The organism is Aquibacillus albus (assembly GCF_016908325.1).
Classification (GTDB): Bacteria; Bacillota; Bacilli; order Bacillales; family Amphibacillaceae; genus Aquibacillus_A; species Aquibacillus_A albus.
In genome coordinates, this window is record NZ_JAFBDR010000008.1 from 1 (window position 1) to 21,749 (window position 21,749).

Below are 21,749 nucleotides of genomic sequence, written 5' to 3' on the forward strand. Positions count from 1 at the left end.
GGGTTATTTGGAAGTTCTGTGATAGGTACTTCCATTTTACACTGAAAATGGTGGTTATTTTTCTTTATTTGAACCTATTTACTACACTAGGCACCCAAAAGGAGGGGGTTTTTCCCATGCGTTTTGATGAAGCGTATTCAGGGAAAGTTTTTATTATGTCTCGGCCTAGCCAGGAGGAAGCAAAGGTTGTGATTTATGGGATGCCGATGGATTGGACGGTAAGTTTTCGACCGGGTTCGAGGTTTGGGCCGAATCGGATCCGAGAAGCTTCGTTAGGATTAGAGGAATATAGTCCATATATGGATAAGCATCTGGAGGAAGTGAGTTATTTTGATGCGGGTGACATTCCGCTTCCATTCGGAAATCCGCAGCGCAGTTTGGATATGATTCAAGATTATGTTCAGGGTTTATTAAATCAAGGAAAATTTCCATTAGGGTTAGGTGGGGAACATTTAGTTTCCTGGCCAATTTTTCAAGCAATGTACGAAAAGTATAACGATATGGCAATTATTCATATTGATGCACATGCAGATCTCCGTGAAGAATACGAAGGGGAGCCGTTGTCTCATTCGACACCGATACGTAAAGCCTGTGGATTAATAGGACCAGAAAATGTGTATTCCTTTGGTATTCGTTCTGGCATGCGTGAAGAATTTCAATATGCAAAAGACAGCGGCATGCATATGTCCAAATATGAAGTTGTTCGTCCGCTGCGTGAAGTTTTACCAAAGCTAGCCGGCAGAAACGTCTATGTAACGATTGATATTGATGTGTTAGACCCAGCATTTGCTCCTGGTACGGGTACTGCTGAAGCGGGCGGTATCACATCCAAGGAGTTACTGGAAGCGATCCAGCTCATTGCGCAATCGGACATAAACGTTATCGGAGCAGATTTAGTAGAAGTAGCCCCGATTTATGATCCAACCGAACAAACAGTGATTGCCGCTAGTAAATTTATTCGTGAAATGCTATTAGGCTGGATCAAATAATAAGGGTATTTCGGGCGCAAATCAGCAAAGCGGTTCCTCTTTCCGTTAAAAGGATGAAAAGCAGTTCAAAATAGGATGAAGAGGATCCTGGTTCCGCTAATAGCACAATATCAGTAGTTTTTGAGGCTGAAAAAGGCAAATAACGGAACGAGGATCCAAAACTATGCCCAAATCAAGGATTATGTATGATATAACGGAATGAGGATCCGACAAACCAGCAAAGCTAGACTATCATAGTTGAGGGGTCTGACCCCCTATGGAAAGATTATCCACCATTCTGCTTTCTATGTTACAATTATATTCTGAGTTTATGTTTGTTTATTTCAAATTCGTGGAACAAATAGAATTACCAGTCGGTAAAAAAAAGAGAATGGTCGTGATTAAAATGGACAAGCAACAGGGCACGATGCCGCATGACAATCTAGATAATTTTTCTATCGATGGAAAAGAGCTACCACTTTATCAAGTCTTTCAAATCATCAATGCAACAACAACTAACACGCAACAAGCAATCCATCAAATAAAAGATTTTTGTTTATCGACAACGTCTGAGGAAAACTTGCGAACGTCATTAGAATTTCTATATTCATACGGCTTCTTAACGGAGTTGGATCAACAAATAGAAAGAAATTTACAAATCGAAAATCCAGTTAACCAACGATGGGCACGGCTGTATCAAATAATTCGTGATCGTAGACAGGAAAAAGCAAAACCTTATGACTATACTAGAACAGATAACTATTTAGAAAGATTGGAAGCACTCGACATTCAGGATAAGGAATCAGAGTGCCTAAGAGATTTTCTCTATGTTTACGCTTATTTTGAACGAAAGCAGTACAGTAAACTAGGAAAATATGCAGATCGAATTTTATTGACACTTCATGAGCTGAAGGATCCAATGATGAAAGAATTATTTTCGATACGCTTTGATGAAGTACAGGTCATTTATCATTGGAAAAGAAATGAAATGATTATCGCTCGCAAATTCGGCTATCGAATATTAAATACGACAAAAAGTCTTCGAAAAAAAATAGATATTCATAACATGATGGCACTTGGATTTTTATACGATAGCTATGAGTCAGCGATATACCACGTCAATGAAGCGTTGAAAATTGCCCGAAACATCGATTTTAAGCCAGCAATCGAAGGGATTAAAAATTACACCCTTCCGTTTATATCAGCCTACAATGGAGTAACGGATGGAGTATCTTCTGCTGACCAAGCAGAAAAGGCCCACCTTGCATTAGCTAAAGGGGATAAGAAAACGTGTATTCAACTGTTAAGTGAGTTAAAAACATTAACTCCATTTCAGCAATATTACCTTGGGAAAGCACGTGAGGATCAATCTTTATTGGAGGAATCCTATCAGCGGTTTATGAAGGAGCAGAGTGATTATTTCTTTGCAATGCTTCCACTTAAAGAGCTAAGGAAAGTGAGAGTCAAAAATTAGGCGCTTCCCATGTCGGGAAGCGCTTCCTGTTTCGTGGATGAAAAGGGTGTTGGGTGAATCGACAGTCACCGCCCGTCTCTAAGATTTAAGTATGCAGCTAAAAAGCTGGCGTTATCTGCATACAATAACTTGAGTTTTTTCCGATTCATTCTTATACTTAATTTCGTATCCCATTGATAAGGGGTGGAATAATGACAGTAAATCAGACTTCAGTTAACATAAAATTGACGACGGAAATAAGAGAGCTCGGACAAAAAGCAACGACAGTAGTGGAAGAAGAGGGGAAGTTTTATCAAAAAGGTCAAACCTCTGTCCTGCAGTTTGTTGAACATCAGGAAGAATCGGATGACATCCATGCGTTCATTACCATTCAACCAGAAAAAGTAAGTGTAAAGCGTTCGGGTGCAGTCGATATGTATCAAATTTTTCGTAAAAAACAAATAACGGAAAACGTTTATCGCCATGAATTTGGCTCGCTTCATATGGAGACGCACACAGACCAAATTACCTATCAGCAACCCGAAAATGGCAAACAAGGAAAACTGTTTATCAGTTATACAACAAAATTAAATGGTGAGGGAAACCGTAGGCATCGTTTAACGATAACGTTTAGGGAGGTTTTTTCATGAATATTATGCAGCAAATTCAAGACACGCTGAAGGAAGAAATTAAGCAAGCGGTATTAAAAGCAGAGCTGGCAAGTGAAGTAGAGCTACCACCTATCATTTTAGAACAGCCAAAGGACAAAGCACACGGGGATTATGCAACCAATATTGCGATGCAGCTAGCTCGAGTTGCTAAAAAAGCACCGCGAATGATTGCAGATGACATTGTCGCACAATTGGATCAGACAAAAGCATCGATAACAAAAGTAGAAATTGCTGGACCAGGCTTTATTAACTTTTTTATGGATAATCAATACTTAACAGAGCTTATCCCAACGATTTTATCAGAGGGAGAGGCATATGGAGCTTCCAACATTGGAAAAGGGCATAAAATCCAAGTTGAGTTTGTATCAGCTAATCCGACTGGGGATCTTCATTTAGGGCATGCACGTGGTGCGTCTGTTGGGGATGCGCTTTGTAACATCCTAGCGAAGGCTGGATTTGATGTGGAACGAGAATACTATATTAATGATGCTGGAAATCAAATTAACAATTTAGCTACATCCGTTGAAGCTCGGTACATGCAGGCCCTCGGGAAAGATTGGGAAATGCCGGAAGATGGTTACCACGGATCGGATATAATTGAACTTGGAAAAAAATTAGCGGATGAGCACGGGGAAAAATGGGTGCAGGAATCGGAACAAGACCGCTTAGCTTTTTTCCGTGACTATGGTCTAAAGTACGAATTGAAAAAAATAGAAAAGGATTTAGAGCAGTTTCGTGTTTCCTTTGATCATTGGTTCTCGGAAACATCACTCTATAAAGAGAACAAAATTGAGCCAGCCATCGATATGCTACGTAAAACAGGTTACATTTATGAGCAGGATGGTGCAACTTGGTTCCGCTCTACGGACTTTGGAGACGACAAGGATCGTGTGCTAATTAAACAGGATGAGAGCTATACGTACTTAACCCCAGACATTGCTTATCATAAAAATAAGCTTGACCGTGGATTTGGTACCTTGATTAATATTTGGGGCGCAGATCATCACGGATATATCCCGCGGATGCGTGCTGCCATTCAAGCACTAGGTTATACTGCAGATACGTTAGAGGTTGAAATCATTCAAATGGTGAACCTGTTCCAAAATGGGGAAAAGGTAAAAATGAGTAAACGTACCGGAAAAGCAGTTACGTTGAGAGAGTTGATGGAAGAGGTCGGCATCGATGCCATGCGATATTTCTTTGTGATGCGTTCGAGTGATTCTCATCTTGATTTTGATATGGACTTGGCTCGATCTAAATCGAATGAGAACCCAGTTTATTATGTGCAGTATGCGCATGCTCGAATTTCTACAATGCTTAAACAGGCAGAGGAAAAAGGCGTTGATTTAAACGGTGATTTTGATGCTTCTTTATTAACGGCAGAAAAAGAAGAAGAGCTCTTAAAGGTGCTAGGCGAGTTTACACAAGTTGTTGCCGATGCAGCAACGAACCGGACACCACACTGGATCACGCAGTATGTATTTGATTTAGCATCGAGGTTGCACAGCTTTTATAATGCGGAAAAGGTATTAGATTTAGAAAATCCAGAACGGACGAAAGCAAGATTAGCACTGATGAAAGCAACAAAAATAACAATCGCTAACGGACTTCGTTTAATTGGTGTTCATGCACCAGAAAGCATGTAATAGGAAGTGAAAAGGGGTCTGACCCCCATTTGGGGGTCAGACCCCTTTTTCCATAATATTACAATAGTGGTTTGATGAGTTGGGCGATGATTCCGGATAGTTTGGTGTGGAGTGGTTGTTTTTGTACCCAGCGGATGGTGAAGGGTTCGCCTTTGCTAAAGTCCTGCAAATACAGTGTGCGTAAGTTTTGGATAAATGCTTGATCACCAAGGATTAATGTGTTGATTTCTTTATTCAAAAATACACTTCGCATATCGAAGTTTGCTGTGCCGATATCACAAAATTGATCATCAATCATAATTACCTTAGGATGGTAAAACCCTTCGTCAAATAAACGAATATCTCCGCCTAACTGGTGCAGTTTTTTTAAAAACGGAAAAGCTGCTGGTTTAACTAATGGATGATCTGCTTTTTTTGGTACAATTAATCGAATATGAATCCCCCGATCTAAAGCATCGAGTATAGCCTGAAACATTCGATTACTTGGGATAAAATATGGTGTACCAATGTATATCTCATCTTGGGCGTACTCCATCCATTCGACTAGTCTATCTTCTAATTGGCCGCTTTCTGTAACGACAAATTGAATCGATTCCTCCCCTTCACTCGTAGAATCTTGGCCTATATTTTCCTTCACTTTAGGAGGTTTGTCCTGATTTTTTGTCGTTTCCTTCCAATCATATTGAAAAACAGCAGCGAGCTGTGCGACAGCTTTACCGGTTATTTTAAGGTGATAATCTCGCCAAGGTCCTAGCTTTGGATCTTTTCCTAAGTATTCCTTCCCGACGTTGAACCCGCCAACATAGCCAACCTCATCATCAATGACGGTAATCTTCCGATGGTTTCGGCGATTTAATTTATAAAAGAAATAAGGAAAGGATGGGCAGTGACTATAGGAAAATTGCACACCGCTTGCTTCCAGATCCTTGATTATCTCTTTTTTTAACGAATTGCTTCCGAGCCGATCCACTAAGAATCGAACCGTAACTCCGGATTCGGCTTTTTCCTTTAAAATCCGATACATTTGCTTAGATATATCATCGTTTCGAACAATAAAAAACATCACATCAATATGACTGGTTGCACGCTTCAGTGAATCAAAAAATGCCTCAAAAAAAGTATCTCCTATCGTGTACAAATCATATTCTCCCGATGTTGGCTTAAAGTGAAAGGCTGGAGCATTTGATTGATACTTTTTGCTTCCTAATGAAAAATCAACAATGAGCAGAACAATGAATAAAAGGACTAGAGATAATAGAAGTACCAATTAAATTCCCCTTTCAACTGATTGGTACCAATAGGTTTCCCCCTAATATAAAAAAACATGAATCTTGTTAGGAAAAAGATTGATTGAATATTCATTCACAAATAAAAGTATACATTATATAGAGCCATCTAAAAATTGAAAAATCCAGGGGGGAAGAGGATGGACGGATTATTATTTCTCAATTGGTTACTGTTTTTTGCAGTTACTGTTTATGGTGTTTACTTGTTTGTTCGTGTTGTCAAAACCCGGATTGCTTATATCAAGTTGGGAAAAAAATCAGCATTCGATGGGGAAATAAAACAGTCGGTGAAAAATATACTTGTGCATGTATTTGGTCAAAAGAAACTGTTAAAGGATAAAAAGTCAGGCATGATTCATGTCATGATGTTTTATGGTTTTCTTTTAGTACAATTCGGGGCGATTGATTTTATTTATAAAGGATTAATCCCAGGTGCTCACCTTCCGTTTGGTTTTTTGTATGGCGGCTTTACCTTTTTTCAAGAGCTTGTCACATTGATGATTCTCGTTGCGGTGGTATGGGCGTTTTACCGCCGGTATATCGAAAAGCTTTCTCGTTTAAAGAGGGGATTTAAGGCAGGAATCGTCTTACTATTCATCGCAACGTTAATGGTTTCTGTGCTTTTTGGAAATGGAATGGCGCGCATCTGGCATGGAGAAGGAACGATATGGACAGAACCAGTTGCATCGATAATTGCAAGCGTTTTCTCATTTGTTCCACCTTTAGTGGCAGCTGTGTTATTTTTTATTGCTTGGTGGGTTCATTTAATTGCACTACTAGCCTTCTTAGTTTATGTCCCGCAATCGAAGCATGCCCACTTGATTGCTGCTCCGGTCAATGTATTTTTAACTAGACAAAACCCGCCTGGCAAGCTTGAAAAAATTGATTTTGAGATCGAAGCCGATGAGGAAGAAGAAATATCGTTCGGTGTAGGAAAAATTGAAGAATTTAAGCAGCTGCAGATGATTGATTTTTATGCCTGTGTGGAATGTGGACGTTGTACAAACGTTTGTCCTGCCACGGCAACAGGGAAACTGCTGTCGCCGATGGATTTGATCGTTAAGTTGCGAGACCACTTAACGTTAACCGGTGCAGCCGTTACTGGAAAATCGCCATGGGTACCTGCTTATGTTTTTTCCGAAACAAAGGGAAATCAATTAGCGGAACAGGCGCGAGTGAACCGTAATGCAGAGAATGAGGCGGATGCCGGAACGGACGCTGGATACAGCTCTAGTTTAATTGGGGACGTCATCACCGAAGAAGAGCTTTGGGCGTGTACGACGTGTCGGAATTGTGAGGACCAATGTCCAGTCATGAATGAGCACGTGGATAAAATTATTGATCTTCGCAGATACCTAGTTTTAACAGAAGGGAAGATGGACCCAGATGCACAACGAGCCATGATGAACATAGAAAGGCAAGGGAATCCATGGGGGCTGTCCAAAAGGGAAAAGGAAAATTGGCGCGAGTTAGATGCTACCATTTCCATTCCTACGGTCAAAGAGTTGAAAAAAGAAGACAAATCGTTTGAATATTTGTTCTGGGTTAGCTCGATGGGATCGTTTGATAACCGAAGCCAAAAGATTGCATTGGCCTTTGCAAAGCTGATGAATGAGGCTGGAATTTCCTTCGCCATATTAGGAAATAAAGAAGGAAACTCTGGTGATACGGCTCGCCGAATTGGGAATGAATTTTTATTTCAAGAGCTGGCAGAGAAAAACATCAAGGAATTTCAAAAGCATGATGTTAAAAAAATTGTGACGATTGATCCACATGCATTTAATATTTTTAAAAATGAATATCCAGATTTCGGTTTTGAAGCAGAGGTATATCATCATACACAGCTGTTATATGACTGGGTTCAGAGTGGACGTTTAAAAGCCAATCATCCCATTTATCAAACATTGACCTACCATGATTCTTGTTATCTAGGAAGGTATAACGGGGTATATGATCCTCCTAGAGAAATTTTAAAACGGATTCCTGGTATCGATTTGGTAGAGATGGAACGAAATAGAGAAAACGGGCTGTGCTGTGGTGCTGGCGGCGGCTTAATGTGGATGGAAGAAAAAACAGGTGATCGAATGAATGTTGCAAGAACGGAGCAGGCAATCCAAGTCAAACCAACCATGATATCGAGTGCCTGTCCGTTTTGTTTAACGATGCTTAGTGATGGTACGAAAGCAAAAGAGGTAGATGAGGATATCGGTACAATGGATATCGCAGAAATATTAGCGTTATCCGTGTTCGGTAAGAAACAGGAGCAATCAGCATGAGAAAGCTGTCTCATAGGGGTCAGACCCCCTCGTAGTTAGGGGTCAGACCCCTTTTTTATGAAAGAAACATACCTACACATGGCTAAAATCTGAAAATAGTAAGTTAAATGGATGCGTTTCTGTCTAGAATAGGATAACATAGGATTCAGAATGATTAACGCTTCCATGTGATGGGAGCAAGTACATAAATAAAGCCGAGGTGTTTCTTTTGCAAAAATTAGTATTTTTCGTTGGAGTGGCAGGTACAGGAAAAACAACTGTAGCTAGAGAAATAGCGGTACAACGACCATGTGTGTTTATTGATCGTGATACGGTTGGCGGCCGCTTCGTTGAAAGTATTTTAGAAATGAATGATATGGACAAAAATGATCGTGATTCAGATTTTTACAAAAAGAATTTACGAGACCTGGAATATGATACTGCAAAGGACATTTGTATTGAAAATCTTTCTGTTGGGCAGGATGTCTTTATGATTTCTCCGTTTACTGCAGAGCTGAAAAGCAAAGAATGGATAAAAGAAGTTATCCAAGCAAGCGGTAAATCAGAGGAAGAAGTTGACGTGAAAGTGGTTGTGGTAACGTTGGATGATATAGACACCCAGCGAGAGCGTATTGAAGAGAGAGGAACAGTTCGTGACGCATGGAAGCTAAATAATTGGGATTCTTATGAAACGAGAGTCGATTTTGTTCCGACCATCAACTGGGAGATTCCGGAGTCAAACATCCTTAATTTTGATAACTCTGGTGACTTAACCACTGAAAAAGTAGACAAGCTCATCGCATTTATTAATCAGTAATGGAATAGATAGGGATATCCCTATCTATTTTCACTTTTGAGAGGATGTTCAAAAAGTCACTAAATGATAAGCGGTCCGGTCCAAAGAAGCTTCGTACCTGGACCTGCTTGCTTCTAAAATAGAAGAATATTGCATTTTGATTTCTATACCAATATAATGTATTGTAGGCTTTACATAACAGGCTTTACGCTTGAACAACCAATTTCTCAAAGGTAAGTATAAAATCAGATATATGTGCATGATAATGTCTTAGTATAGAAGCTTTTTCAAGTAAATAATATACATAAAAGGAGTGCTGGGTCGTGAGCGTGAAAAATTATAGCCGCGAAGAAATCGATGAGATGTCCATGATTGAACTGGCTAACTTAATACTAATAGAAAAAAATAAAGCAACAGATTTTAGAGAAGTTTTTGATCTGATTGCAGAGATGAAAGGATATACACAGAAGCAAAAGGACGATTATATCGTTCAGTTCTACACAGATTTAAATATTGATGGACGATTTTTGACAATCGGTTCAAATCTTTGGGGTTTAAAGCGTTGGTATCCTGCCGAGCAGATTGAAGAGGAAATTACTGCAGTTCCGAAGAAAAAGAAGAAAAAGAAGAAAGCTGCAGCGAAACGTAAGAAAAAAGAGATTGTATATGAAGAAGATGATGAGGATTTGGATGAAGAGGCAATTGATTTAGATATCGATGATTCAGATGATGAATTAGACGATGATTTCGATGATTTTGACGTGGACGATACAGATTTAGAAGAAGATGATGCAGACGACGATTCCGATGATTATGATGATAATTACGATGATATCGGTGATGACGTAGACGATGACAACGAAGATGATGAGCTTGACTTTTCCGATGAAGATGACGAGGAAGAAGAAAATTAAAACAGTCTTGACTTTATATAAACAAATAAGTAAAATTCTATTTGGGCTCTATCAATTATTTGCTATTAAAAGCGTTCCCCTACAGTAGGGGAGCGCTTTTTATACGTTAGGAAAGTATAAAATTTTAGCGCTGAAGCTAATCGACGTAGTAAAATTTTTAGGAACTAAGTATAAGCGCAACTTGGCGATCGCCTGCGCCTAAAGGCTTGGCGCTAGCCAAGTTTCCTTTATATGATTAGTCGGATATGTCTATTCGTTGTCATTATTTGAGTAGGAATGATGAAAAAATAAGTGGACATTCTGTATAATAAAGGGATGAAAATTCATAGGACGGTATTCGAAAATAACGACACCATATTGATTAACATAGAAAGAGGGATGAATCGTGACAAAATATATTTTTGTAACTGGTGGGGTTGTATCCTCCATTGGTAAGGGTATTACAGCTGCATCATTAGGACGTTTATTAAAAAATAGAGGGTTGAAAGTGACCATCCAAAAGTTTGACCCATACATTAATGTCGACCCAGGCACAATGAGCCCCTATCAGCACGGGGAAGTATTCGTAACAGAAGATGGCGCTGAAACAGATCTTGATTTAGGACATTACGAACGCTTTATTGACATTAATCTGAACAAATATAGCAACATTACAACAGGGAAAATCTATTCCACAGTCATTAGAAAAGAGCGTCGTGGTGACTATCTTGGCGGTACTGTCCAAGTTATCCCTCATATTACGAATGAAATCAAAGACAAAGTATTTCAAGCTGGTAAACAAACCAATGCAGACATTGTAATTACAGAAATTGGCGGTACGGTTGGTGACATCGAATCATTACCTTTCCTTGAAGCAATCCGTCAAATTAAAAGCGATATTGGACGCGATAATGTGATGTACATTCACTGTACACTTGTGCCATATATCAAAGCAGCTGGAGAAATGAAAACAAAGCCGACACAGCACAGTGTCAAAGAGCTGCGTTCGCTTGGTATTCAACCAGATGTGATTATTCTAAGAACAGAGATGGAAATTAGTGCAGAGATGAAAGAAAAAATTGCCTTATTCTGTGACATCAATAAAAATGCTGTCATTGAAGCAAGAGATGCGGATACACTTTACCATATCCCTCTTTCCTTGCAAGAGCAAAATTTAGATCAAATCACGTGTAATCACTTTAAGTTAGATTGTGAAACTGCCGATATGGAGGAATGGATTCAACTCACAGAGAGAGTGAACAATTTATCTAAAGTAATTACGATTGGTTTAGTTGGAAAGTATGTGGAGCTTCCTGATGCCTATTTATCTGTAGTGGAAGCCATGAAGCATGCCGGTTTCACCTTCGATACGGACGTTGATATTCGTTGGATTAATGCAGAAGAGGTAAATGAAGAAAATGTAGAATCTTCCTTAGCAGGAGTAGATGGTATTCTTGTTCCGGGCGGGTTTGGTGATCGAGGCATTGAAGGAAAAATAGAAGCGATTCGTTACGCAAGAGAAAGAAAAATTCCATTTTTAGGAATTTGCTTAGGAATGCAGCTTGCAACCGTAGAATTTGCTCGTAATGTAGTCGGCTTAAGTGGAGCTCATTCTGCAGAGATTGATCCAGATACCCCATATCCAATTATTGATTTATTACCAGAGCAAAAAGATGTATCAGATTTAGGAGGTACATTACGCCTTGGTGTTTACCCATGCCGTCTAAAAGAGGGTACAAAAACAAAAGAAGCGTACAGAAATGAAGATGTCATTTACGAACGACATCGACATCGTTTTGAATTTAATAATCAATTTAGAGATCAAATGGAAGAGAACGGGTTTATTTTCTCCGGGACAAGTCCAGATGGAAGACTAATTGAAACAATTGAATTATCAGACCATCCGTGGTTTGTGGCTTGTCAGTTCCACCCAGAGTTCAAATCGCGTCCAAATAGACCACAACGCCTGTTTTACGGGTTCATTGGTGCGTCTGTTGACAACCATAGCAATAAATAAAAAGTAGGAAAAAAAGGGGATGCCAAAACCATCCTCAGCTTGTAGAGAAACCCCTTGTTTTTCTACAAGCTTTTTTTATATTAGCCCCACGGGGGCGAAAACCACTCGCTTTCCGCGGACGAACGCCCAAGCCTCCTCGCGAAAACCCGCGCTGCGGGGTCTTGGCTCGCTCGTTTTTCCGCAGGAGTCTCGTGGTTTTCGCCCCCTCAGCTTGCTCTTTAACGAAAAAGATTCTCCTCCACCTAACTTCCCCGAGATAGGTGGAGGGCAATCTTCTTCATGTTCTGACACGATGCCGTCAGTAACGCTTGTTCACTAACGTTTTGTAATCCGCGCAAGCGACAAAACAAGAGTCCATGCAATTCTTTTGAATCTGCAAAAACTTTTATTTCCGTTTTGTTAACCTTCTTTGATTTTAGAAGCTTTTTTTCCATATTCTGTTCTGTACTTTTTCACTGCTTTATTCAATTCTTCTATATAGTCTGCTGTTTCCACATTTATCTCTTGTTTTGTCAGTTTTTCTTATTTGCATTTGCTTTTAAATGGGTGGAGTCTGTATATAATACACGTCTACCCACTATGCGGTGGCTCATAGCTTGAAGTGCAATTTCAACGAAAACTTCCTGAAATATATCAATGTCCTTGAATCGAGTACGTCGTTTTGCCTATCTTTTTGAGTTTGGAACATTAAATCACCGCCTAAATCAAATGTACCAATATTGTATCAAACCGCTGTCCCAGTTGAAATACACGGAGACTCCTGCGGGAAAAGCAAGCCAGGTGAGACCCCGCAGAACGGAACGATAGTGGAGTTCGAGGAGGCTCGCGGATTGCCCGCGGAAAGCGAAGTGTATTTCAACTGGGACAACTTTAGGAACACATAGTTTTTCCAATCGAAAAATAAGGCTGTCGAAATACTTTCTCGACAGCCTGGGGATGCCAAAACCATCCTCTTTTTTGCGTGTTAGGAAAGAAAAATTTTGGCAAAGAAGCATTTAAATTATCATGTTTTTACAAAATTTTGTTACAAAAGTTAAAAAATAGTTTTATACTAGAGGCAATAGGGAAAAAGTTTCATAATGAAAAGGAAATGGATTTTATTATAAAAAACAAACATGTCGGCATATTTTGTTTACGGAAGGGTTGAAAAAATTATGAATAAAACAGTCATGATCGTTGATGATCAACTTGGGATTCGTCTATTATTAGAAGAAATCATTAAAAATGAAGGGCATCAAGTAATCAGCGCAGAAAATGCAAAAGAGGCACTTGATTTATTAGAGGATTCTAATCCGGATTTATTGCTTGTTGATTATAAGCTACCAATCATGGACGGTCATGCATTGTTGAAACACCTGGAAGAGCAAGGTAAAATTATTCCAACCATTTTAATGAGTGGTTTAGCTGACGAAGCGGCAAAAAAGACGGAAGGCTGCCAATTAGTTAAAGAGGTGTTTGCTAAACCATTTAACATAGAAGACGCACGTAAACAAATTAATCAACTACTGGAAGAGTAGATCTTTTCACGTGAGGTAGGCTGCCCGGTGTTGTAATAATGAAGTGTAAAATATTGGTAGAATCCCATGCAGTGACAGTGATGAATAAGTAAAAATCCCGCTAATACATAATTTTTTGAGAAAGATAGTATGTTTCAGGAACAGTAGCAAATAAATAGGATAAATCCTAGTAAAAAAACACAAAGTAAGCGTTTTCCATCGACAAAGTTCTGTTGCACCATTACAAAGGACTTGGTATGCTATTATTGTGCAAAAAATGGTTCGTGTCGTCTATTGGCTACCCGAATAGTTCAAAGGAGGAAATAAGATGCCACTAGTATCAATGAAAGAAATGCTAGAACTAGCAAAAGAGAAGAGCTATGGAGTAGGGCAATTTAATTTAAATAACTTAGAATATGCCCAAGCTATTCTACAAGCCGCTGAAGAGGAAAAATCACCAGTAATTCTTGGAGTTTCTGAAGGTGCTGGTAGATATATGGGTGGATTTAAAGTGGTTGTTGCAATGGTTAAATCTTTAATGGAAGAGTATGGTACAACTGTGCCAGTTGCGATTCACTTGGATCACGGTTCAAGCTTTGAAGCTTGTGCAAAAGCGATTCATGCAGGGTTCACATCTGTCATGATTGATGCTTCTCACGGTCCTTTTGAAGAAAACGTAGCTATCACTTCTAAAGTTGTAGAGCTAGCTCACATCCACGGTGTTTCTGTTGAAGCTGAATTAGGAACAGTAGGTGGACAAGAAGATGATGTTGTAGCAGACGGTGTTATCTATGCTGATCCAAAAGAATGTCAAGAGCTAGTAGAACGCACTGGAATTGACTGCCTTGCACCTGCATTAGGTTCTGTTCACGGACCTTATAAAGGTGAACCAAACCTAGGATTTAAGGAAATGGAAGAAATCGGTTCTGCTGCTAGTGTTCCATTAGTATTACACGGTGGTACTGGAATTCCAACACATGACATCAAGCGTGCTATTTCTTATGGAACGTCTAAAATTAATGTAAATACAGAGAATCAAATTGCTCAAACAAAGGCAGTACGTGAAGTATTAGCTGAACAGCCAGAGCAATATGATCCACGTAAATACTTAGGACCAGGTCGTGACGCAATCAAAGCTACAGTTGTTGGTAAAATGCGTGAATTTGGTTCATCAGGACAAGCGTAAGTGAATTTATAGAATACAATTTTATGTGGTTTAAGAAAGAAAACTGCTTTAGAGAGTGGCTGCTCAAAATAGATTTGAGCAACGCTTGATAAGCAGTTTTCTTTTTGTTTTGTTGTGTTCGGTGAGATATACGTGGGAAAAGACCAGCGTGCAGTTTGCCAATTTTTTCTGAAAGGCAAAAGGACAGATAAATCCCTTGATTTTGATTGGCTCCTTCGTTAAAAAACGTTATAATAAAAACAATGTGAATCTTTACATAGTTTTTATGAATAAGGTTACTTGGTACGAATAGATGTAAATTGAAATTTTAAACAAGAAAATTTGTATTGTTTTGGAAAAATTGTACAAACTAAGGTTGTCCTAAATATATTTGGGTGAAGTAATGGACAAAACATGCTTTTGAACAACCTTTAAAGTGAGGAGTTCCATATGCAAAAAATACTCGTAGAAGGCGGCAATCCCCTTAAAGGGAAAGTGAGGGTCAGCGGAGCAAAAAATAGCGCAGTTGCGTTACTACCCGCTGCTATTTTAGCCGAATCAAAGGTAATTATTGAGGGGTTGCCTCAAATTTCAGATGTAGACATTTTGGCGCAGTTGTTAGAAGAAATCGGTGGTAGTGTGTCCATGCAAGGACGCACCGTTCATATTGACCCATCTAATATGGTGAGCATGCCTTTGCCGAATGGCAGAGTGAAAAAGCTCCGTGCTTCCTATTATTTCATGGGTGCAATGCTTGGCCGATTTAAAAAAGCGGTGATTGGTTTACCTGGTGGTTGCCATCTAGGTCCTCGTCCAATCGACCAGCACATTAAAGGGTTTGAAGCACTTGGAGCGAAGGTTACGAATGAACAAGGTGCTATTTATCTTCGAGCGGATGAATTAAGAGGTGCTAGGATTTATTTGGATGTCGTTAGTGTAGGTGCGACGATTAATATTATGCTGGCTGCTGTGAGGGCAAAAGGAAAAACAATCATTGAAAATGCAGCGAAAGAGCCAGAAATTATTGATGTGGCAACATTGTTAACGAGTATGGGAGCCAAAATAAAGGGTGCAGGTACCGATGTTATCCGAATAGAAGGGGTAGATTCGTTAACTGGTTGTATGCATACCATCATTCCTGATCGAATTGAAGCAGGCACTTATACGATTTTAGCTGCTGCTCAAGGAGAAAAAGTACTGATTGACAATGTCATTCCACAGCACTTGGAATCATTACTGGCCAAGCTTCGTGAAATGGGTGTAGTGATTGAAGAGGGAGATGAGCAATTGCTCGTCCAACCAGGAAAAGAACTAAAAAGTGTAGATATCAAAACACTTGTTTATCCTGGGTTTCCTACCGATCTTCAGCAACCATTCACATCCTTGCTAACGAAGGCGACTGGAACAGGTGTTGTCTCCGATACGATTTATCAAGCCCGGTTTAAGCATATCGATGAATTACGAAGAATGAACGCGCAAATTAAGGTTGAAGGTGGCTCTGCGATCGTATCCGGTCCTGTTCAATTGGAAGGGGCAAAAGTGAAAGCAAGTGACTTACGTGCAGGTGCTGCCCTGATTGTAGCTGGATTAATGGCTGATGGTGTGACTGAAATTACAGGTCTAGAGCATATCGATCGAGGCTACGAACAATTAACCGAAAAGTTAACAAACCTTGGTGCTAATATTTGGCGAGAAGAGATGACAGAGGAAGAAATTGAACAATTCCAAAATTCTTAAAATAGACAAGGGAGCCAACATGGGGAATGACGCGGCTTCCTTTTTCTTCCATTTTACTGATTTTTTTGAAAAGGCTATGAAAGGGCTATCATTTTCTAGTAGTTTAGAGATATCATTATGATTTTTAACATATTTTTGCCTATTTCCTTAAATTTACGCTTAAAAAAGTAATTTTAAGTGTAAAATAGTGTTGAATATTAAGTTTGAAAAAGGTACGATAGAAGAGACTTGATATTCTTAAAAGGTGCTCAGCGAATTTGGTCTATGAGAATTAAACTTCTATTCTAGCTCAATGTTTTCCTTCTACATTCTTCTTGGAGAGATTTACTGAACATAGGAGAACTGCTCCACCATTTTTTCTTCATTCAACCCAATTACAACGGTCTTTGATAGGAGCTATTCCAAAACTTCATTTTCAAGAAAATGCATGATCCCAAAATGTTTTACATTCCCTTATTTCGTGTACGTATGATTCTTTCCTGTTGGACAGGTAATGGATTGGAAAAGCCAAGATGAAATCAGTTAAAACTAGTGAATCTATTGGCTGTTTTAATTGTGTCATCTATCGTTTGATAGCTTTTTTAACAGGTTCATTTAATACAGTAAACATTTTATTATCCAAGTAGTAGAGTAACTAGGAAATCGCCAATGTCCAAAAAGGCTTGGCACTAAAAATATTATTCAGGTGTGGTGAAAGTAATGGCTGAGATAACAATTTCTCAATTAGAATCAATGACATTAAAGGATCTCTATGCAAAAGCAAGGAGTTTTAAAGTTTCCTATTATGCAAAGCTTACAAAAAGAGAACTTATATTTGCTATTTTAAAGGCGCAAGCGGAAAAAGATGGTTTCTTATTCATGGATGGAATTTTGGAAATTATCCCTTCTGAAGGATTTGGTTTTTTACGACCGATTAATTACTCGCCAAGTGCAGAGGACATTTATATTTCTGCATCACAAATCCGTCGTTTTGATTTAAGAAATGGGGATAAGGTTTCTGGAAAAGTAAGACCTCCAAAAGAAAATGAACGCTATTATGGTCTGTTGCATGTCGATGCAGTAAATGGAGAAGACCCTGAAATTGCCAAAGAGCGTGTACACTTTCCTGCATTAACACCACTTTATCCAGATCGCTTAATGCATTTAGAAACAGAACCAAAACGTTTATCTACACGAATTATTGATATGCTGACACCGGTTGGTTACGGTCAGCGTGGTCTAATTGTAGCACCTCCAAAAGCAGGGAAAACAATGCTATTAAAGCAAATCGCAAATAGTATATCGATTAACCATCCAGACACGAAGCTTATTATCTTACTAGTGGACGAGCGTCCAGAGGAAGTAACAGATATTGAGCGCTCTGTACATCCGGATGTCGATGTAGTCAGCTCCACATTTGACGAGGTGCCGGAAAATCATATTAAAGTCTCGGAACTAGTGCTAGAACGTGCGATGCGTCTTGTTGAGCATAAAAAAGATGTCGTTGTATTAATGGATAGTATTACCCGACTTGCTCGTGCATACAACCTCGTTATTCCACCAAGCGGAAGAACGTTATCTGGTGGTATCGATCCGGCTGCCTTTCACCGCCCGAAAAGGTTTTTCGGTGCAGCAAGAAACATTGAAGAGGGTGGAAGCTTTACCATTCTAGCAACAGCTTTAGTGGAAACTGGTTCACGTATGGATGAAGTGATTTATGAGGAATTTAAAGGTACCGGTAATATGGAGCTGCACTTAGATCGAAACCTTGCGCAACGACGCATTTTCCCTGCCATCGATATTTTACGTTCCAGCACAAGAAAAGAAGAGTTATTGCTTCCGAAAGCACATTTGGATAAAATGTGGGCGATTCGTAAAACGATGCAGGACTCTCCAGACTTTTTGGAACGTTTCTTAAAACGATTAAGAGCTTCGAAAAACAATGAAGAATTCTTCCAACATATGGAGGAAGAAATGAGGAGAAAAGGCACGGCGCGTAGAACGCAGACGTGATAGAGTCTTTGAGTTAGATTGAAATAAAAAAACCAGCTCTTGCAATTGAATTTTGACATTGTTATAATCTTTCTGTATGAGTTTTAATCGATGACCGATGTGTAGCTTGTACAAATGGCAAGTGAACACACAATGCAGCTAAATAACTCTGTTTCCAAAGGACTCAGGGCAAAAGGAGTGGAAAGACATGAAGGAAGGAATTCATCCGGAATACAAAAAAGTAGTATTTCTTGATACAAGCTCTGACTACAAATTCCTAAGCGGATCTACAAAGTCTTCTGACGAAACGATTGAATGGGAAGATGGCAACACATACCCATTAATCCGCGTGGAAATTAGCTCAGCTTCACATCCTTTCTACACAGGTAAGCAAAAAGCTGATAAAGCTGGTGGCCGTGTAGACCGATTCAAGAAAAAATACAATCTTGGCTAAAACGATCGAAAGCGTATTGGGCTTGCCCACGCGCAGCTAGACTGTGAAAGCCAGATAAATAAAGTTGGTTAATACCAATAAAAACAGGCAAATTGTCTATCCTTTTGCCTGTTTTTTTTACATCTTAAGGAAGAAAATTTTAGCTAAGAAGACCGTGATAGGATATAGAACGAAGGGAGAGTCCCGACCGTGTATGTAATGAAGCATAGTGGATGGGTAGAATTAATTTGTGGCAGCATGTTTTCAGGAAAATCAGAGGAATTAATTAGACGTGTTCGTCGTGCTACATATGGAAATTTAGCTGTTCGAGTTTTTAAGCCAGCAATGGACAGCAGATATGCGGAGGATGCGGTTGTTTCACATAATGGAACCTCTGTTTTAGCAAGACCGGTTGACTGTGCGGAAGATATTATTAAATACGTGGATAAAGATGTTGATGTAGTGGGTATTGATGAAGTGCAATTTTTTGACGAAAAAATTGTAGAGATCGTTGATGAACTTGCCAATCATGGTCATCGTGTCATTGTAGCAGGACTCGATACAGATTTCCGTGGCGAGCCATTTGGACCAATGCCATATTTAATGGCATTAAGTGAGTCTGTCACGAAATTAAATGCGATTTGCCCGGTTTGTGGATCACCAGCTAGTAGAACGCAACGATTAATCAATGATCAGCCTGCCTCCTATGATGACCCGATTATTTTAGTTGGCGCATCAGAATCGTATGAGCCAAGATGTCGACACCATCATGATGTTCCAAACAAACCAGAACTGAAATGGAAAGTGAATAGTTCATCTAACGCGTAATTTTAAAGCAAAGCACTTGAGAGGTGCTTTGCTTTTGTTTATTAGACCGGAAACAGCTGGTCTAATATCGAGCTCAGGTGGATTTACATATCGAAGCAATCGAGTTCTCCAATCATGATGGGGATAGAGAAAAAATATAGCATTAAATTTTCATGTTAAGAATCCTTCAAAAGATCAATCGGTCCAATTTACCTTTCCGTTTTAACAATTACTCAATTGTATTCATTTGTTTAACGGATGTTGTGTATTTCTGTAAATGTTTTTCTTTCTTTTTCTCCAAACGCTTATACGAAAAATGACTACTAGATAATATAGCCAGTGCTATTAATATAGCACTGAAAAAGAAGCTAATACCAGATATCATATTGGAGATGAAATAAACCGTTAATATCCCGAAAATGATGACTAAATTAGAAAAGGGACTATAAATAAATATTAGTAATCCGTTTTTAATGTGCTGTTTTGTCGATTGATCGTATTCAACGAAGGATGCTAATGTATGACAAGATATCAATAGTAAGGCGCTATTTAAAATATAGGATGTATAGATAAACGGCTTTGCAATTTCATCTACCAATGAACTAGATATAGCAAAATGTGTATAACACAATATACCAGCTAGAATTAGTATTAGACCTAGCTTATTACTAGTAATGAATTCCTTTTTATAGTAGTGCCAAAAAGTTTTAAAGATAGGTGGATCATTTTTGTTAATAAATTGTCTTGTTGTTGCGAGAAGTGCGACAGTTGCTGGAAAAAAACCAGCAATTACTAAACCTAGAACGGTAAAAATAAACCAAAGAATATTTAAAACTGCGAACCGAGTAAACCATACACAAAAATTGTATAAAACCCCTGAAATTCCTCCTAAATTCATTCTGATCCCCCATTTATGCCTGTCATTAATTAGTATCATAACTTAAATGTAAGCGTTTGAAAATGTCTAATGCTTGGTTAGTAAAGATATTGGTATGCATGTTAGAAATATTACCATTCTTATATGTTAATCAAAAGAGAAAAAGCTGAGATAGTGGGCTTCATATTGATTCAATAAAGAATTTTAGCCTGTTTGCAAAATGTAAGGATAATAATATCAAGTGACAAGAAAGTGTTATGTACTTGATTAATTACTGGTGTATAGTGAAAGACATAACAGAAAGCGCTTGCATATGAAAGGAGTTATAAGATGAGTAAATCGAATATTGAAGTTGCTCAGATACAACGCTCTTCAGTTAAAGAAAAAAAGTATTCTATGAATATAGCGAAAAAAGAAAAATGGGCAGGTATCTTTTTCATTGCTCCACAACTTATTGGGACGTCCATTTTAGTTATTTTGCCGATTTTTGCTACCTTTTTTATTAGCTTTACAGATTGGACGTTTATTCAAGGGCTAGGCAATATGAATTTTATCGGATTAGAAAATTATGAGAAATTACTCAAAGATGAAAGATTTATCCAATCCATTGTAAACAATATTTGGTTAATTGCATCAGTGCCGATAACAATGATTTTAGCTTTGTTTCTAGCTATCATAATCAATAAAAATGTTTATTTTAAATCATTTTTTAAAGTGGTTTACTTTATGCCATACATTTCAAGTATCGTAGCGGTGGCCATTGTATTCCAATTACTATTTCATCCATCATATGGGCCAATCAATGAATTTTTAATGATGTTGGGTATAGAAAATCCTCCTAGATGGTTAGCAGATTCTAATTGGGCACTAGTATCTGTAATAATTATCTCAGTTTGGACTTCAATAGGGTTTAGTTTAATTATATATTTAGCTGCATTACAAAATATTTCGATTGAATTATATGAAGCAGCTGAAATAGATGGTGCAACCGCATGGGATAAATTTATCCACATTACTGTACCGATGCTCGCTCCAACTAATTTCTTCTTATTAATTACAGGAGTAATTGGCAGCTTTAAAGCATTTGAACTAATTGTTGTTTTAACGGACGGTGGTCCAGGTTATTCTACATCCGTTATTGTTTACTACCTATATGAACAAGCATTTGAAAATTTACGTTCTGGATATGCTTCAGCTATATCGATTCTCTTGTTAATTTTATTACTAGCTATTACGTTAATACAATGGTTTGGTCAGAAGAAATGGGTTAATTACTAA

The 21,749-nt window shown here is 38.6% G+C and carries 17 protein-coding genes and 1 pseudogene; 15 read left to right on the forward strand and 3 right to left on the reverse strand.

The window, feature by feature from the left end; genetic code table 11:
* Positions 1-116 precede the first annotated feature (116 nt).
* The 4 genes from speB (at position 117) to argS (ending at position 4,738) form a co-directional block, all read left to right on the forward strand.
* Positions 117-989: an agmatinase gene (speB, locus tag JOC48_RS08485; RefSeq protein WP_204498740.1), complete on the forward strand. Its 873-nt coding sequence runs from the start codon at positions 117-119 to the stop codon at positions 987-989.
* A gap of 256 nt (positions 990-1,245) precedes the next feature.
* A complete protein-coding gene (locus JOC48_RS08490) occupies positions 1,246-2,442 on the forward strand; it encodes an AimR family lysis-lysogeny pheromone receptor (RefSeq protein ID WP_204498741.1) in 1,197 nt (398 codons plus the stop codon).
* Between the two features lie 191 nt (positions 2,443-2,633).
* Entirely contained in the window at positions 2,634-3,071 is a 438-nt protein-coding gene (locus tag JOC48_RS08495; protein ID WP_204498742.1) for a YwiB family protein, read from the forward strand.
* Positions 3,068-4,738 carry an arginine--tRNA ligase gene (gene argS / locus JOC48_RS08500; RefSeq protein WP_204498743.1) on the forward strand — a complete coding sequence of 557 codons (1,671 nt, stop codon included), beginning with the start codon at positions 3,068-3,070 and terminating at the stop codon, positions 4,736-4,738. Before JOC48_RS08495 ends, argS begins: the two co-directional genes overlap by 4 nt.
* Positions 4,739-4,796: 58 nt before the next feature.
* On the opposite strand, the gene cls is transcribed toward argS, so the two are convergent.
* Positions 4,797-6,005, reverse strand: coding sequence for a cardiolipin synthase (gene cls / locus JOC48_RS08505; protein ID WP_204498745.1), 1,209 nt, complete (start codon positions 6,003-6,005; stop codon positions 4,797-4,799).
* Positions 6,006-6,164: 159 nt separating this feature from the next.
* Between cls and JOC48_RS08510 the strand changes: the two genes are divergently transcribed.
* The 4 genes from JOC48_RS08510 (at position 6,165) to JOC48_RS08525 (ending at position 11,985) form a co-directional block, all read left to right on the forward strand.
* Complete coding sequence (locus tag JOC48_RS08510) at positions 6,165-8,300, forward strand: (Fe-S)-binding protein (RefSeq protein WP_204498746.1); 2,136 nt, start codon at positions 6,165-6,167, stop codon at positions 8,298-8,300.
* A gap of 208 nt (positions 8,301-8,508) precedes the next feature.
* Positions 8,509-9,096: a P-loop nucleotide/nucleoside kinase family protein gene (locus JOC48_RS08515; protein WP_204498747.1), complete on the forward strand. Its 588-nt coding sequence runs from the start codon at positions 8,509-8,511 to the stop codon at positions 9,094-9,096.
* A 302-nt stretch (positions 9,097-9,398) separates the two neighbouring features.
* A complete protein-coding gene (rpoE, locus tag JOC48_RS08520) occupies positions 9,399-9,989 on the forward strand; it encodes a DNA-directed RNA polymerase subunit delta (protein WP_204498748.1) in 591 nt (196 codons plus the stop codon).
* Between the two features lie 385 nt (positions 9,990-10,374).
* Positions 10,375-11,985, forward strand: coding sequence for a CTP synthase (locus JOC48_RS08525; protein ID WP_204498749.1), 1,611 nt, complete (start codon positions 10,375-10,377; stop codon positions 11,983-11,985).
* Positions 11,986-12,390: 405 nt separating this feature from the next.
* Here the strand turns inward: JOC48_RS08525 and JOC48_RS21760 are convergent.
* Positions 12,391-12,644: pseudogene (locus JOC48_RS21760) on the reverse strand (IS5/IS1182 family transposase); the annotation flags it as partial.
* 495 nt (positions 12,645-13,139) lie between these two features.
* Between JOC48_RS21760 and JOC48_RS08530 the strand changes: the two are divergent.
* From JOC48_RS08530 to JOC48_RS08555, 6 genes are all read left to right on the forward strand, one after another.
* Positions 13,140-13,502 carry a response regulator gene (locus JOC48_RS08530; protein WP_204498750.1) on the forward strand — a complete coding sequence of 121 codons (363 nt, stop codon included), beginning with the start codon at positions 13,140-13,142 and terminating at the stop codon, positions 13,500-13,502.
* A 307-nt stretch (positions 13,503-13,809) separates the two neighbouring features.
* The gene (locus tag JOC48_RS08535; RefSeq protein WP_204498751.1) at positions 13,810-14,667 is read left to right on the forward strand and encodes a class II fructose-bisphosphate aldolase; all 858 of its coding nucleotides are present in this window, start codon (positions 13,810-13,812) and stop codon (positions 14,665-14,667) included.
* Positions 14,668-15,096: 429 nt separating this feature from the next.
* Positions 15,097-16,383 carry a UDP-N-acetylglucosamine 1-carboxyvinyltransferase gene (locus JOC48_RS08540; RefSeq protein WP_204498753.1) on the forward strand — a complete coding sequence of 429 codons (1,287 nt, stop codon included), beginning with the start codon at positions 15,097-15,099 and terminating at the stop codon, positions 16,381-16,383.
* A gap of 699 nt (positions 16,384-17,082) precedes the next feature.
* Positions 17,083-18,375, forward strand: a complete 1,293-nt coding sequence (gene rho / locus JOC48_RS08545) for a transcription termination factor Rho (RefSeq protein ID WP_204498755.1) — start codon at positions 17,083-17,085, stop codon at positions 18,373-18,375.
* Between the two features lie 187 nt (positions 18,376-18,562).
* Positions 18,563-18,808, forward strand: a complete 246-nt coding sequence (locus JOC48_RS08550) for a type B 50S ribosomal protein L31 (protein WP_204498757.1) — start codon at positions 18,563-18,565, stop codon at positions 18,806-18,808.
* A 189-nt stretch (positions 18,809-18,997) separates the two neighbouring features.
* Positions 18,998-19,615 (forward strand): thymidine kinase, encoded by a 618-nt coding sequence (locus JOC48_RS08555; RefSeq protein WP_204498759.1) that lies wholly within the window; start codon positions 18,998-19,000, stop codon positions 19,613-19,615.
* A gap of 208 nt (positions 19,616-19,823) precedes the next feature.
* Here JOC48_RS08555 and JOC48_RS08560 read toward each other — a convergent pair whose 3' ends face one another.
* Positions 19,824-20,492 carry a YesL family protein gene (locus JOC48_RS08560; RefSeq protein ID WP_204498762.1) on the reverse strand — a complete coding sequence of 223 codons (669 nt, stop codon included), beginning with the start codon at positions 20,490-20,492 and terminating at the stop codon, positions 19,824-19,826.
* 309 nt (positions 20,493-20,801) lie between these two features.
* Here JOC48_RS08560 and JOC48_RS08565 point away from each other — a divergent pair, with 309 nt between their 5' ends.
* The gene (locus JOC48_RS08565; protein WP_204498763.1) at positions 20,802-21,749 is read left to right on the forward strand and encodes a carbohydrate ABC transporter permease; all 948 of its coding nucleotides are present in this window, start codon (positions 20,802-20,804) and stop codon (positions 21,747-21,749) included.